Genomic DNA, 15,063 nt, shown 5'->3' on the forward strand with positions numbered 1-15,063 from the left:
GTATCGGCATTCCTGATACCGGCAACCTTGCCGGTCACCGTGGGCGGCATCTTCAACGCTCCATAGAGCATGCCCGGCACGCGTACGTCGATACCAAACTCGGCGGAGCCGTCAACCTTTGCCGGCGTATCCAGCCGCTGCAAGTCCTTGCCGATCAGCTTGTGCGCCGCCTCGTTCTTCAGGCGTGGCGCCGGGTTCAGCGGCAGCTTGGCGGCTTCCTCGGCCAACTCTCCGTAGCCCAGCGAACGCCCGGTGGCGCCATGGTAGACGCGCCCCTTTTCGGTATGGCACTGGCCGGCACGCACCTGCATGCGTTTGGCCGCAACCTGCGTCAGCACCTCGCGCGCCTGCGCTCCGGCGATACGCAGGCGCTGATAGAACAGCGTAGCCGACATCGATGCGCCAACGAACTGCTGCGGTTCTTCGTAGGCGGCACCGGTGCGATACGCATCGCGTCCCGTGACAAAGGTCACGGTAATGGCCTGCCAGTCGGCATCGAGTTCATCGGCCAGTACCTGCGGCATGCCGGTGTACACGCCTTGTCCGCACTCGCATTGCGACAGCCCGAGCGTGACCTTGCCGCTTGGCTCGATCCAGATCCAGTCGGTGATTTCATTGGTACCGTGCGCGCCGCTGTCGACCGTGCGATTCGCCAGCACCGGCAGCGGAATGCACAAGGCACCAGCCAGCGCCGCGCCACCCTTGAGAAAGCCGCGACGTGACGGGCTCATCAGCAACTCATTTTGCTGCGGCATGAACGGCCTCCCGAATACGGTGATAGGTGGCGCAGCGACACAGATTGCTGACCGCTGCGTCAATGTCCTTGTCTGTCGGATGCGGGTTCTGCTTCAGCAATGCACTGACGGCCATCACCATGCCCGACTGGCAGTAGCCGCACTGCGGCACATCCTTGGCGATCCATGCTTTCTGCACCTTCGACGAGCGGTCGGGTGACAGCCCTTCGATGGTCGTCACGTTACGGCCGGCCACGGTCGAAACCGGCGTGACGCAGGACCGCTGCGCATGTCCGTCGACATGGACCGTGCAGGCCCCACAGGCGCCGATGCCACAGCCGTACTTGGTGCCGGTCAGGCCGGCATCGTCGCGAATCACCCACAGCAGCGGCGTATCGCCATCGCCGTCGAAGCGGGTCGCTTTTCCGTTCAACACAAAGTCCATGGTTGCCTCGCTTGTGCAAGAAAATGACGGCCGCACGCCTCCCTGCACGGTGCGGAGTGCGGCCAGGTACAACTCGGGTAAACCGGTTCAAGGAGTGCGCCGCCAGGGCGCCGGGACTATTCCGCCGTGATGTGGTACGTGCGGATCAGGGTGGCCCACGCCGCGGTTTCATCGCGGATTCGCACGGCCAGCGCTTCAGGGGTACTCGCCACGGGCTCGAGGCCCTGGCGTTGCAGATCGTCGCGCACACGTGGTGTGGTGAACAACGCATGGATATCTGCGGACAACGCATCGGCCAGCGGCTTCGGCGTGGCCGACGGAACCAGCAGTGCGTACCATGAGCTGACGTCGATGCCGGGCATGCCTTGCTCCGCCAGCGACGGTACATCGGGCGCCGCCGGCGAGCGCTTCGACTGCGTGACAGCAATCGCGCGCAGTGCACCGGACTGGATAAACGGTGCCAGCGTCGGCCATGTACCGAACAGCACCGGCACCTGACCGCCCACCACGTCGTTCACGGCTTGCGTGGTGCCCTTGTACGGGACGTGCAGCATGCCGACACCGGCCTTGTTATGGAACAGTTCGCCAGCCAGATGCAGGCCGCTGCCAACGCCAGGGCTCGCATAGCCCATTGGCGCCCGGTTCTGGTCCGCCTGTTTTGCCAGGGCTACGAGTTCCGGCACATTGCGCGCCTTTACCGATGGATGCACGGCCAGGATATTGGGCGAACTTGCCAGCAGCGACACCGGTCGGAAATCGCGGGCCACCTGATAGGACAGCGCCGGAAACAGCGTGGGGTTGATCGTCAGGTTGCCGGCCGGCACCACGAGCCAGGTGCAGCCATCACCGGCCGCACGGCGCACCGCATCGATACCGATATTGCCGTTGGCGCCAGGTTTGTTGTCGACGACGATCGTGGTGCCCTGTCGCGGCTGCAGGCCCTGCGATACGGTCCGTGCGAGCTGGTCGGCAGCGCCACCGGCAGGAAACGGCACCACGATGCGCACCGTGGCACACGCTGCGGCGGCCTGCACCGCACCGCTCATCGCCATGCCGGCGACGCTTGCAATGGCAACCGCAACGCGCAGCCATTGCTGGGCCTTGCGCCGGGTTCTGAGGTGGTTGCCGTCCTGCATGATCTACCTGCCTTTAGTGAGCGCGGCTATCCTATTTGCCAGCCACCCTGCCGCCAAGGCCTGGCCGGTAATCGAGCAAGCGCGACAACTCCGCTGCCGACTCGCGCACCTTTTCCACCATTGGATCGAGCAGTGCCGGATCGATCCGTGCCGCCGGAATGGTCGCGCCGAGCGCGGCCACCACCCGCGTGGTGCGATCACGCACCGGCGCGGCAATTGTCGAGATGCTGGCCTCGAAGAAGCCTTCGTGCAGCACGTAGCCTCGCTGGCGGTCGCGTTGCACCATCTCGTATAACTCTTCCACCGTGCGCGGCGTACTTTCCGAAAACACTTCCAGTCGTGGCTCCGGATACAGTTCGCGCAATTCGCCCAGCGTCAGGTCTTCCAGCAAAACCCGGCCCAGCACCGTGGCATGTGCCGGAAGGCGCGTGCCCACGTTGACCGTGCTCGTGAATGGCCGCTCGGCTACCGACTTGGCCACATACACGATCGACCTGCCATCGCGCACCACGAGGTTGCACGGGTAGTGAATCTCGTCGCGCAGGCGGTCCAGCAGCGGGCGGCCCAACTCAGTCAATTCAAGCGACGCAAGGTAATCGAACCCCAGTCGCAGCACGGCCATGCCCAGGCGAAATTCCCGGCCACCATCCGTGCGCTCGACAAAACCCATCATTTCCAGCGTGGCGAGTAACCGGAATACTGTCGAGCGCGGCACCTGCAGCCGCCTCGCCAGTTCCGCCGCCGACAACGTGCGGTCCTTGCTGCTGAATTCCCCCAGCAGTCGCAAGCCCCGCTCCAGGCCCGGCACGATGTACTTGTCCTGTGTCTCCTCTACGGGAGTGTCCTTGCTCATGGTCTCTCTCTGCTTGATGTTCGGTTTGCCAGTCAACGGCAACGGATCGATATAACATGCTTCGTGCCGCCAGATGCGCACAAGGCGCACCACTGCAATCGAAACACTAGCAGATGTGTTTTATATATGAAACCTAGATTCACATCAGGAACGGATTCAATGTAGGTGGACTTAGTTGATTGCTCAACTTAAGCAAAACACCAATTGACAATTCACCGCCAATGGGAAGCCGCGCCGGTTCAGCACAAAGTTGCGAACAACAAGCGATATGAGACAATCGCGACCGGTTTCCTGCCTTATTTTCGGCATCTCTTCTTTTCGCCCCGCCATGTCCAGCACACCCCGTATTGCTCCTGTCGCCGCCGAGGGCGGCGATCCCTGGTCAAATCTCGATGAGGCCGGCACCGACCTGACCGTCAATGACTTCCTGACCACGATGCTGAGCCAGTTGGTCACCGCCCTGCGCAGCAGCGTTACCGAGCCGTACGCCACGCAGTTCGACCTCACCGTCCCGGAATGGCGCATCCTGGCACTGCTGGCTCATGGTGAGCCGATGTCGTTCGCGGAACTCGTCAAGCAATCGACTTCGGATAAGGCACTGGTCAGCCGGACGCTGCGACTACTGGAAGACAGGGGGCTGGTAACACTCGAATCGGAAGGCACCACGCCGCGCAAACGACTGGCCTGCAAGATCAGCGAGGCAGGCGCGGCCTTGCATGCGCAAGTGATTCCATTGGCAAGGCGTGGACAGGCATCGGTGATCCGGTTGCTGACACCGGAGGAGCGGCACGGCCTCTATACGGGCCTGCGCAAACTGCATGGCATTTGCACAGGAGCAGGCAAGGAATAATTGGCCGTACACGCCAGCCTCGGGAGCAGGCTCGGCATTGCCGCACAGGTCATCGACGCTCGGCGACCAGACCGAGCACGCGATCGAGCTTGTTACCCATGTCATTGAGCTTGTTACCCATGTCATTGAGCTTGTTGCCCATGTCATTGAGCTTGTTACCCATGTCCTCGAGCTTCTTGTCCATGCCGTCGAGCCTTTTGTCCATGCCATCGAGCCTCTTGTCCATGACGCGAAGTTTCTCGTCAATGACCTCGATTCGAGATTCAATTTTGTCCAGGCGCTGATCGGTCCTCTCGGCGACAACTTCCAGGCGATCGACACGCTTGTCCACACTCAGTACAGCCTGGGTTACGCCCGCAAGATTGTCATCGGTCGACATGTTGACGAACACGAGGACGGAGAACACAAAAGCAACGCCGCTTCCGACCAGACCAAGCGTGCGCCAGTCTGGCACATTGCCAGGGGGACGGGCCCCCTCTCCTCCCGCAGTGCCATTGCCTGCCCCAAGACACGGCTCCCTAACCTGCGCCTTCGCGCCGCCACGACGAACAGGGCGGACGGTTTTGAACACATGTACCCGGCCTCCATGCCGCGACCGCACCTCCCCCCACGAATCTCCAGCAACGGCTATTGCCATGTTTGACCCCTCTGTTCTTCAGCTTGTTTGAATTGCACCCTCTCCCCTTAAAAAAAACATCAAAGGTAGTCGGGACCGCAAATCGCACCATACAGGGTTCAATGGCAAAGCAACATCGCGTTGGGCCTGAGATAGCGAAAATCAGAGTCCTCTCATCGAGGGATACGCCAAGTCGAATCTGAAGGCCCCGGAAGGAGCCGCGGCCAACCAATCAGTTGAACGGCGTCTGCAGAATTCCCATGACCGTGCGAATGCCGTCCCGATAGTTGCCAAGCCGCATGTTCTCGTCGAAGCTATGCTGATTGTTATCGGCGTTGACCAGCGGCACGATCACAAATGGCGACTTCAGCGCCTGCACCGCGGCGCCTGTCGGCACCGTGCCGCCCATCATCCGGATCTGCACGGGCGCCTTCCCGTACGTCGCCTCCATGACGCGCCGCAGCCACTGGCTGATCGGGGCATTCAGGTCCGTGCGTGCGGCGGAACTGGAAGCCGATGCTTCGTCCGCCGTCAGCGATGCCAGCTTCGTATAGCGCGCCCGCTCCTCGGCAGTCGGCTCCCCATTTACCAGGTGATAGCCCTGTTTCTCGATATGCGCCTTCAGCAGTGCCACCAGGTTTTCGGGGCTGGTCTCCGGCACGGTACGGATATCGATATCCGCCGTCGCCACCTCGGGAATGATCGTGCGAGCCTTCGCGCCGACGTCGCCCGCCACAATGCCGCGCACGTTCAGGCTTGGGTACTGCATCGCTTCCTGGTAGTTGGCGCCAACCTTCTCGCTGGTGGCAATGCCCAACCTGCGCTTGAGCGCGCCTTCGTCGTCCGGCACGGCAGCCATGATCTTGCGCGCGCGGTCGTCGAGCTTGACCGGCGTGTAGTAGCCCGGGATCCTGACGCGACCATTGTCGTCCTTCATGGAGGCTAGCAGACTCGCCATGCGTTGCACCGGATTCGCGGAGTAGTTGCCGTAGTGGCCACTATGCAAGCCCTGGGTGGCACCAAATACCTTCAGTTGTACCAACTGGATGCCACGATTGCCAAACACCAGCGTTGGCTGGTTGCTCTGGTGCATCGGCCCATCGAAGATGACCATGCCATCGTTGCGAAGCAAAGACAGGTTCTGCGCGATAACCTGCCCGAGCGACGGAGAACCCTTCTCCTCTTCGGAGTCGAGCAGAACCTTGACATTCACGCCTGGCTCGATCCCGGCCGACCTGAGCGCATCGAAAGCAGCCAGGAACATGACGATGGGACCCTTGTCGTCCGACGACGAACGTCCGAACAACCGCCATTCCGGATCGACGCTCCCACCATAAAGCTTGTCTAGCGGCAGGGCTTCCCACTTGCCGTCGCTGGTGCGGGCCTTGAGCGTGGCCTCCCAAGGACTTTTCTGGGCCCACTGCGACGGCGTGACCGACTGGCCGTCAAGGTGCATGTAGAACAGGATGGTCTTGCGTGTAGCGGCGCCCTCCCCACCGGGGGCGGTGTACTCCGCATAGACCATCGGCTTGTCGCCATTCGCCAGCGGTCGGGCCTGGAAGCCCCGGCGGCCGAATGCCTTGACCAGCCAGTCGACATTCTTCTGGATATCGGCCGGCACGGTAGCGTCGTTCGGAATGGCCAGCAGATCCACCCACTCGCGATAGCTACCTGTCGCGGCACGATCGGCTGCCTGTTCGAGCTGGGCCCGATCCAGCACGGCAGCGCTTGCCGTGCCGCCAAAGCATACGGTTGCCACCGACGCAGCCAGGGCGGACCGGATCAGATGCGCGAGCTTGCCAGGGCGAACGATGGGTGCCGATGTGATGGGCATGTCTTCCTCGATGGATGGATGGTTGGTCAGATCCGCACATTATGGCCGCAGATGGCGCCAACAAAAAAGCCCCGCACACCGGGAAAGACGGTGGCGGGGCCAACGACTACGTCTGGTACGTCAGTCGCTCAGATCTCCAGTTCTTCCAGCACCTGCCCCTTGGTCTCGATGCCAAGGAAGTACACCGTGACCGCCGCGAGCAACGGCACGACGGCCAGCCAGTAGAACGCCATGCTCAGGTTGCCTGTGCCGATCGTCGACGCGATGATGCCTGGCGCGAAGATGGCCGACACCTTGAGCCATGCGCCACCAAGCCCGCAACCCATGGCGCGGATGCTGGTCGGATACAGCTCCGGCGTATAGACATAGGCCGTAATGAAGCCGCTGGCCAGGAAACCCATGGCCAGGGCGCAGAACGTGGCCACGACATAGACCGACGACGCATGGAACACGCCGGCCAGGATCAACGATACCGCGCACAGCACGAACGACACATTGATCACTGGCTTGCGGCCCACCTTGTCAACCACCAGCGCGCAGACCAGGGAACCCACCACGCCCAGCACCGAGGCTCCCGCCGCCAGGTTCAGCGCCAGTTGCAGCGGCGCATGGTAGATCGTCTTGTAGACGGTTGGCAGCCACGTCGACAATCCATACTGGATAAACCCGCAGGTTGCCCACAGCATCCACACGGCGAGCGTGCGGCCAAGATAGGCGCGGCCAACCAGATCACGGACGCGGCGACGCGGATGTTTTGCACCCATGGCGTCGAACCTTGCGGTATCGCCCACCGGCTCAAGCGGCTGCTTCGCACGCGCTTCGAAGCGGCGCAGCGCGTCATCGGCTTCGGCGAGCTGGCCTTTCTCCGCCAGCCAGCGCGGCGACTCGGGAATCAGGCGGCGCAGGATGAAGAACAGCACCAGTGGCGCCCCGCCGAGGAAGTACATGACTTCCCAGCCGTAGCGCGGCACCAGTACGGCACCCAGCGCATTCGACACCATCAGGCCAATCGGGAATACGATCTCGTACAGCAGCACAAACCTGCCACGGCCATGCGCGCGTGTCACCTCGTTGATATAGGTGGCCGCCACCGGCAACTCGCCACCCAGTCCGAGGCCCTGCACGATACGCAACAGCAGGAAAATCTCGAACGACGGTGCAAAGCCGCACGCCAGACTCATCAGCCCGATGATGCCGGCGCTCCAGCCTATCGAGCGTAGCCGGCCAAAGCGCTCCGCCAATGCGGGAAACAGCAACGCACCAACCAGCTGGCCAACCGATGGCGCGGCAATCAGCAGTCCGACCTGGCCCGGCGACAGCGACCACTTGCCAATCAGCAAAGGCAGCGTGGCGGCAATCGCGATCACGTCGAAGCCGTCGAAAAACGTGGCCAGCCCGATCAGCAGGCGAGCCCGCACATGCATCATGTTGCCGGGCATGCGTTCGATGCGCGCAATGATCTGGCCGCGCGTCACCTGCGTGGCCGCATTGGAATCGGCGCGCACGGCGGCATCACCGCCTGCAGCACCACCATAGGCCACTGTGGCCGCCTGCGCACCCTGCATTGCGGGCGCGGGATCTTGTCTCTGAATCAACACGGGTATCTCTATACGGAAATCGTGAGGGGCAGGCACCCGCGCGGCCGCTTGCGTCGTGTGTCAGCACGTGCGGCTCTGCCATGATGGCGGGCAGACTTCGGTGCCGCGCCTGGCATGGCGCAGCGTGGTTCGTCAGAGGTCCAGTACCAGGCGCTGACCCTTGCACCCGGATACGCAAACCATCATCGTCTTGTTGGAGGCACGCTCGCTGTTGCTGAGCACGCTGTCACGATGATCGGGGCATCCCTCGATCACCGCCGTTTCGCACGATCCGCACACGCCTTCGCGACAACTGTACTCGACCTGCACGCCCGATTCCAGCAGCGCATCGAGCAGCGACTTGCCCGCAGGCACCCGCACCTGCGCGCCGGTACGCTGCAACGTGACGCTGTATTCGCCTTCCTGCACCGCTTCGGTGGCCGGGTCGGCGGCAAAGCGCTCGATATGCACGTTCGGGTAACCGTGGGTCTCACAGGCGGCCTCGAAGGCGTTGAGCATCGGACCGGGTCCACAGCAATAGAAGTGCGTGGTCTCGTCCTGCCCCGCCAGCATCGCCTTCAGATCGGGCGGCACGCCCGCTTCATCGTCGAAATGAAAGCGCACCGCATCGCCGTACGCCGACAGTTGTTCGACAAAGGCGGCCTCCGTGCGCGAACGGGCGCAATAGAGCAGCGTGAACGAACGGCCACGCTCCGCCAGGCGCCGGGCCATGCAGACGATCGGCGTCACGCCGATGCCGCCAGCCACCAGCACCGTATGCGCGGCATCCTCATCAAGTGCGAAGTGGTTACGCGGTGCCGCCACGGCCAGCGTGGTACCCACGCGCAACTGCTCGTGCACGAAGCGCGATCCACCGCGGCTGTTGCGATCCTGGAGCACGCCCACGGTATAGCGGTCACGCTGCTCCGGGGCGCCGCACAGCGAGTAACTGCGCACCAGGCCATTCGCCAGGTGCAGGTCGATATGCGCACCCGGCGCAAATTCGGGCAACTGTGCCCCGTCGGGATCGCGCAGTTCGATGCTGACAACACCGCGCGCCTCGAAGCGCATGGCCTGCACGCGCAGTGTCAAAGATTGGCTCGCACTCATGACGGCTTCCTTCTCGTAATGCTTGATGCTGATGCTAATGCTTGAACCTTGGACCTAGAATCCGATACTTAGCGCTTTTCCGTCAGGAACTTGCCTTCCGGTCCACCGGCATTCTTCTGCCGGCGGGTATTGCCATCGATGCCGCCTTCGATCGCCCATTCGGCAAACATCGTCGGTCCCGGCTCGAATTCACGCGGTTCCCAATGCGCGTCGAGCTGGTCCTCGTCGGCGTAGTACTCGATCAGGCCGCCGGCCGGATTCTTGAAATACCAGAAATACGCTGACGAGATCGGATGACGGCCCGGACCGAGTTGCGTATCCCAGCTCTTGCGGGACATATGCATGCCACCGCCAAATACCTCGTGGATATCGCGCACCGTGAATGCCACGTGATTGAGACCTGCCTTGCCATGCGGCAATTGCAGCAGGAACAGATCGTGGTGACCACCTTCAGCCGTGCAGCGCAGGAACGCGCCGCGGTCAGGGTAGTTGTCGGATTGCACGAAGCCGAACTTCTCGATGTAGAAGCGTTCGGTGGCCTTCACATCCTTGACGAAGAACACCACGTGCCCGACTTCGATGGGGATCGCGCGTTCGTAGATCGGGCTGCGCTGGTTCATGCGCGGCTTGTCGTTCCACGTGTTCATCACCGCGCAATCCACCTGAACGTCATGCTTGCGCGACACCTGGAAGCGCACGGCCAATCCGTTCGGGTCGGTGCATCCAATGCGTGCGCCATCCTCGAGCGACACGAAAGTCGCTTCGTTGCCAATCGCCTCGCGCAACTCGCGCAACGACGCCTCGTTGTCCACGCCCCACACCACCTCGCGCAGCGTCGGACCATCCTCGATGGCCGGCGGCAGCGCGCTGTCACCGATCTTGCGCACCAGCACGCGGCAGCCATTCAGCGTTTCGAAGTCCAAACCCTGAGCGTCATCACGCCTGATCGTCAGTCCCCAGTCGCTGAAGAAGCCGCGGCACGCATCAAAGTCATCGGCGCCGTAGACGATCTCATCAATTCCCAATACCTTCATTTCCAGTCTCCGTCCTGCCTTGTCAATGGACTCGGGCCTCAGTTGGCCCACGGCAGCGGTTGTTCGTTCAGGCCCCAGTACACGGCCTTCTGTTCCATGTACTGCAGAATGCCCAGTCGTCCCTTCTCGCGACCCAGGCCGCTATCGCGCCAGCCGCCAAACGGCGTGGCGATCGAGAACTGCTTGTACGTGTTGATCCATACATTGCCTGCTTGCACGGATCGTGCCACGCGCCATGCGCGCTTGTAGTCGCGCGTCCAGATGCCGGCGGCCAGCGCGTACACGCTGTCGTTGGCCTGTTCGATCAGGTCGTCCTCGTCGTCGAACGGCATGGCCACCAGCACCGGTCCGAAGATCTCCTCCTGGCAGATGCGGGCATTGTTGTCGAGGCCTTCGATGATCGTCGGCGTGTAGAAGTAGCCGTTCGGCAGACCCGCCACGTCGGGGCGAATGCCACCGGTACGCAGCTGACCACCGTCTTCCACACCAATGGCCACATACGATTCAATGCTGTCGCGGTGGCGATCGGTGATCAGCGGTCCCATCTGGGTGCGTTCGTCGGCAGGATCGCCTACGCGCAGCTTCGCGGCACCCGCTGCAAGGCGGTCGATGAACGCCTCGTACTGCGAGCGCGCCACGAACAGGCGCGAACCGGCGATGCACGATTCGCCCGACGAACTGAAGATGCCGTAGAGCACCCCGTTCACCGCGTGGTCGAGGTCGGCATCGTCGAACACCATGGTCGGCGACTTGCCGCCCAGTTCCAGCGATACCGGCATCATCTTCTCAGCGGCAATGTGCGCGATATGCTTGCCCGTGGTGGTACCACCGGTGAACGACACGCGGCGCACCAGCGGGTGCTTGGTGATCGCGTCGCCGATGACCGAGCCCTTGCCGGGCAGCACGCTGATCAGGCCCTTCGGCACACCAGCTTCCTCGCAGATCGCAGCCAGTTCCAGCGCCATCAGCGGCGTGACCTCGGCCGGCTTGACGATCACGGCATTGCCTGCGGCCAGTGCGGGTGCCATCTTCTGCGCTTCGCTGGCGATCGGCGAATTCCACGGCGTGATCGCCGCCACCACGCCCATCGGCTCGTAGACGCTCATGGTCAGGCAGTCGCCACGTTGCGGCGTAATCTGTTCCTCGAGCGTTTCCAGCGCGGCGGCGAAGAACTGGAACGTGCCGGCGGCGCTGGCTACCAGCGCGCGGGTCTCGCTGATCGGCTTGCCATTGTCCAGGCGCTGGCGCTGGGCCAACGCCTCCGATTTCGCACGAATCAGCTCTGCCACCCGATACAGCACGGCAGCGCGCTCATGCGGCTTGCGCTGGGCCCAGCCGGTGGTACGAAATGCCCGGTGGGCGCCCTCGATGGCCTCTTCCACATCGGCCAGGCTTGCGGCATTCAGTTCGGCCACCACTTCGCCCGTTGCCGGGTAGCGTGTTGCGTAACGGTCGCCGCCGCCAAGGCGCCAAACGCCGGCAATCAGGATCGGGAGCACAGGTTGCGTCGTCATTGCTGTTTCTCTCGCTTACTTTCGCGTTTCTAGCGCTTCAGATCGACACCGCATGGGCGCGGTTGCCGAGTGCGCGCACCACGCTGAATACGGTCAGCGCGGATGTCTTGGGGTTGGCCGCCAGTGGCTTGCCACGCATGGTCAGTTCGAAGCCGCCGAATGCACCGCGCGCTTCCACGTGGTGGACGTTCTCTACGGCCGATGGATCGGCGAGCAGCTTGACCGAAGTCCGGTCCAGGCCCAGGCCGGCCAGCGATACCGTGGCTGCCACGTTGGCATTCTTCGGATAGAGCCGTGCCGCTTCGCGCGCAGTGCCCTCGAAGATCACCGTCGGTTCGGTCAGCGCATCGAGATCGAACAGTTGCGCAGCCGGCGTGCCGGTCCAGGCGCGGGCCGGCTTGCGGCCCGTGTAGACGACCTCGTCGAGCCCGCCCACGCGGGCGGCGGCCAGTGCATCGATGGCACCGATGGCACCGGACAGCAGTTGCACCTGCGTGTTGCCACGGCGTGCCGCTGCTTCCAGGCGCTCGGCCAGCCCCGGCTCGGACAGTGCGCCGACCGAGACCACCATGCATGGAATGCCGCGTTCGAGCGCCGGCACGATGTGCTCTTCCAGCGCGTGGTGCCCTGCGCATTCCACCAGCAGGTCGGGGCGCTGGTCGCCTTCAGTCAGCCGCGTGGCCACGCGCACATTGGGCGCCAGCGCGGACAACGCACCGCGTGCCTCGTCCATCGTGCCTTCCGGCACGATGACTACGTCGAACACCACGTCCGGATCGGACTTCAGCAGTTCCAGCACGCCGCGGCCAATCGCACCGCAACCCACCATCGACACATGCAACATGGTCGTCTCTCCTCAGGCCGTTGCCGCCGCCGTGTTGGCAATCGGAGCCTGCTTGTTGACCGGCGGGCCGGCGAACACGGTCTTGAAGCTGCCGATCGACAGCATGTCGATCTCGAGCAGGAACGGACCCTGTTCCACGGTCGCGTCTTCCAGCGCAGCGCCAATCTCGTCCAGGTTGCTGACGCGGCGATGACGCAGCGACAGCGACTGGCACAACTGTGCATAGTCGGGCGTATGCAGCTCCACGTAGTGACGGCGGCCGCCGTACTGCGCATCCTGGATGTTCTTGATCACGCCATAGCCCTTGTCATTCATCAGCACGATGACCATGTCGGCACGTTCCTGCACGGCCGTGGCCAACTCGCCCAGGTTCAGGATGAAGCCGCCATCGCCAGCCAGCGTGAAGGTCTTCTTGCCCGAGGCGGTTGCCGCGGCACCCACCGCGGCGCCGATACCCATTGCCAGGCCCTGGCCAATACCGCCGCCCAGCGCATGCACGCCGGCACGCGAGTCAAAGACTTGCAGATGACGGTTGCCCCAGGTGCTGTTCGACACGGTCACGTCGCGCACCCAGTTGAAGTTGCGGCCCACGACCTGCTGCAGCGCCTGCACCAGTGCGCTGTACGGGCCCAGTCCGTCGACCAGCGCACCCACTGCCACGTCATGCGCACGGCGCAAGTCCGCTGCGAAAGCGCCATCGATCTGCATGCGGCCTTCGAGACGATCGGCCAGGCCATCGAGTGCAAGTGCCGCATCGCCGCTGACAAAATAGTCGCTCTGGTAGCAACGGCCCTCCGAAGCCGGATCGGCATCTATGCGCAGCAGCGGGCGCGGCAGCTTCAGTTCGTACTTCAACGTTTCGTTGCCGCGCAGACGCGAACCCACCACCACCATTGCATCGCAGGTCTGGTAGAAGGTCTCCACCGGCTTGTGCAGGTTATAGGCCCCCAGCGAACGCGGATCGTCCTCGGGCACGATGCCGCGGCCCTGGGTCGACGTCACCACGCCAAAGCCCATGTCCATCAGGCGCTTGACCTGCTTGCTGGCGTGGCGTGCGCCACCGCCCAGCCACAGCATCGGGCGCTTGGCCTTGAGCAGGCGTTCTGCCAGCGCGTCCAGCGCGTGGGTTGAAGGCTGGTGCTGCGGCACCGGCAGCGGCTTGAGGTCGCTCGGCATCGGAATCAGCGCGGCCTGGATGTCGATTGGAATCTCGACGCTGACGGGGCCGGTCGGCGCGGTCAGCGCGGTCTGTACGGCGAGCTTGATGGTCGAGATCGCGGTATCGGCACTGCGGATGCGGAACGCGGCCTTCGACACGGCCTTCAGCATCGTGAGCTGGTCCGGCGCTTCGTGGATATAGGCCAGGCTCTGGTCGAGGTACGGCGTCTCGATCTGGCCCGTGATATGCAGCAGCGGCGTGCCGGCCGTCAGCGCCTCGACCATCGCACCAGCGGCGTTGCCCGCGGCGGTACCCGTGCTGGTCAGGCATACACCGAGGCTGCCCGTGGTGCGTGCGTACGCATCGGCCATGTTGGTGCCGCCGGCTTCGCCGCGTGCCGGGACGAAGCGGATCTTGCCACGTTCGCCCATCGCATCGAGGATGGGCATGTTGTGGATCGAGATCACGCCGAAGGCAGCCTTGACGCCGCACTGTTCCAGGAAGGCTGCAATGGCGCAGCCCACGGTGACTTGTTGTTGCTCGTTACGCATGACGGGAGAGTCCTCCGGAAATATCGATATGGCTGCCCGTGGTGTACGAAGACAACGGCGAGGCAAGGAACAGGATCGCGCGTGCGGCTTCCTGCGGCAGGCCGAGACGGCCCAGTTGAATGTTTTTCAGTTTGGCCAGGCGCGCGGTCCACGCGGTCCAGTCCAGATCGCGATCCTCTTCAGGACGCGCCTCGAAGCGGCGGCGCCACTGGCCCGATTCCACCAGGCCGATCAGGATGCCGTTGACCCGCACACCCTTTGGCGCGAATTCAGTGGCCAGCGAGCGCACGAGGTTATGCACGCCGGCCCGCGCGGCCGAGGTGGCCACCATATGCGGCTCCGGCTGCGTTGCCAGCAACGAGTTCACGCAGACCACCGCGCCCTGCTGCGACTGTTCGAGTTGCGGCAGGAACGCACGCGTGGGGTGAATCACCGAGAAGAACTTCAGTTGCAGTTCCTCGACCCACGCCGCATCCTCGGTCGTCACAAACGTCGACACGCGGCCTTGTCCGGCGTTGTTGACGAGCATGTCGACGTTGCCGAGTTCGCGGGCCACATTGGCCGCGAAAGCGTTGACCTGCTCCGGCTTCAGTACATCGCATGGAGCGGCATACAGGCGGCAACCGGCAAAGCGGTCGCGCAAGGCGGCCTCCGCACTGCGCAGGCGCGCTTCGTCACGGCCGCACATGGCTACCGCCGCGCCGGCTTCCAGCAACAGTTCGACCGTGGCCAGCCCGATGCCGGAGGAACCGCCGGTTACGACGGCCACCTTGCCGTCGAGTTCAATCATGGACATCGTCCTCTAT

Annotated in this window: 14 protein-coding genes; 1 reads left to right on the forward strand and 13 read right to left on the reverse strand. The window is 63.5% G+C overall.

The genetic code is table 11. The annotated features are described in order from the left end of the window. From ACO550_RS15170 to ACO550_RS15185, 4 genes are all read right to left on the reverse strand, one after another. Positions 1 to 755 (reverse strand): molybdopterin cofactor-binding domain-containing protein (locus ACO550_RS15170; protein WP_485994892.1); only part of this gene is annotated, 755 nt, incomplete at its 3' end. Then, complete coding sequence (locus ACO550_RS15175; protein ID WP_315592367.1) at positions 739 to 1,179, reverse strand: (2Fe-2S)-binding protein; 441 nt, start codon at positions 1,177 to 1,179, stop codon at positions 739 to 741. The genes ACO550_RS15175 and ACO550_RS15170, both read right to left, overlap by 17 nt. Before the next feature lie 116 nt (positions 1,180 to 1,295). Further along, positions 1,296 to 2,315, reverse strand: coding sequence for a tripartite tricarboxylate transporter substrate binding protein (locus ACO550_RS15180; protein WP_485994893.1), 1,020 nt, complete (start codon positions 2,313 to 2,315; stop codon positions 1,296 to 1,298). A gap of 31 nt (positions 2,316 to 2,346) precedes the next feature. Further along, entirely contained in the window at positions 2,347 to 3,168 is an 822-nt protein-coding gene (locus tag ACO550_RS15185; RefSeq protein ID WP_315592368.1) for an IclR family transcriptional regulator domain-containing protein, read from the reverse strand. A 328-nt stretch (positions 3,169 to 3,496) separates the two neighbouring features. Here ACO550_RS15185 and ACO550_RS15190 point away from each other — a divergent pair, with 328 nt between their 5' ends. Next, the gene (locus tag ACO550_RS15190; RefSeq protein WP_315592369.1) at positions 3,497 to 4,018 is read left to right on the forward strand and encodes a MarR family winged helix-turn-helix transcriptional regulator; all 522 of its coding nucleotides are present in this window, start codon (positions 3,497 to 3,499) and stop codon (positions 4,016 to 4,018) included. Positions 4,019 to 4,067: 49 nt separating this feature from the next. On the opposite strand, the gene ACO550_RS15195 is transcribed toward ACO550_RS15190, so the two are convergent. The 9 genes from ACO550_RS15195 to ACO550_RS15235 form a co-directional block, all read right to left on the reverse strand. Continuing rightward, complete coding sequence (locus ACO550_RS15195; protein WP_315592370.1) at positions 4,068 to 4,589, reverse strand: hypothetical protein; 522 nt, start codon at positions 4,587 to 4,589, stop codon at positions 4,068 to 4,070. A 277-nt stretch (positions 4,590 to 4,866) separates the two neighbouring features. Then, on the reverse strand, positions 4,867 to 6,468 hold the full coding sequence (locus tag ACO550_RS15200) for a M20/M25/M40 family metallo-hydrolase (protein ID WP_315592371.1): 1,602 nt from the start codon (positions 6,466 to 6,468) through the stop codon (positions 4,867 to 4,869). 128 nt (positions 6,469 to 6,596) lie between these two features. Next, positions 6,597 to 8,033: an MFS transporter gene (locus tag ACO550_RS15205; RefSeq protein ID WP_485994898.1), complete on the reverse strand. Its 1,437-nt coding sequence runs from the start codon at positions 8,031 to 8,033 to the stop codon at positions 6,597 to 6,599. 165 nt (positions 8,034 to 8,198) lie between these two features. Then, the gene (locus tag ACO550_RS15210) at positions 8,199 to 9,155 is read right to left on the reverse strand and encodes a PDR/VanB family oxidoreductase (RefSeq protein ID WP_315592373.1); all 957 of its coding nucleotides are present in this window, start codon (positions 9,153 to 9,155) and stop codon (positions 8,199 to 8,201) included. A 68-nt stretch (positions 9,156 to 9,223) separates the two neighbouring features. Then, positions 9,224 to 10,189: a VOC family protein gene (locus ACO550_RS15215; protein ID WP_315592374.1), complete on the reverse strand. Its 966-nt coding sequence runs from the start codon at positions 10,187 to 10,189 to the stop codon at positions 9,224 to 9,226. Positions 10,190 to 10,227: 38 nt separating this feature from the next. Further along, entirely contained in the window at positions 10,228 to 11,703 is a 1,476-nt protein-coding gene (locus ACO550_RS15220) for an aldehyde dehydrogenase (protein WP_315592375.1), read from the reverse strand. A gap of 37 nt (positions 11,704 to 11,740) precedes the next feature. After that, positions 11,741 to 12,547, reverse strand: a complete 807-nt coding sequence (locus tag ACO550_RS15225) for an aspartate dehydrogenase (RefSeq protein ID WP_315592376.1) — start codon at positions 12,545 to 12,547, stop codon at positions 11,741 to 11,743. A gap of 12 nt (positions 12,548 to 12,559) precedes the next feature. Then, positions 12,560 to 14,257, reverse strand: a complete 1,698-nt coding sequence (locus tag ACO550_RS15230; RefSeq protein WP_315592377.1) for a thiamine pyrophosphate-binding protein — start codon at positions 14,255 to 14,257, stop codon at positions 12,560 to 12,562. Further along, positions 14,250 to 15,053: an SDR family oxidoreductase gene (locus ACO550_RS15235; protein ID WP_315592378.1), complete on the reverse strand. Its 804-nt coding sequence runs from the start codon at positions 15,051 to 15,053 to the stop codon at positions 14,250 to 14,252. The genes ACO550_RS15230 and ACO550_RS15235 overlap by 8 nt, the downstream gene beginning before the upstream one ends. Between the last annotated feature and the right edge of the window lie 10 nt (positions 15,054 to 15,063).

The sequence above is a fragment of the Cupriavidus sp. genome (assembly GCF_057315035.1).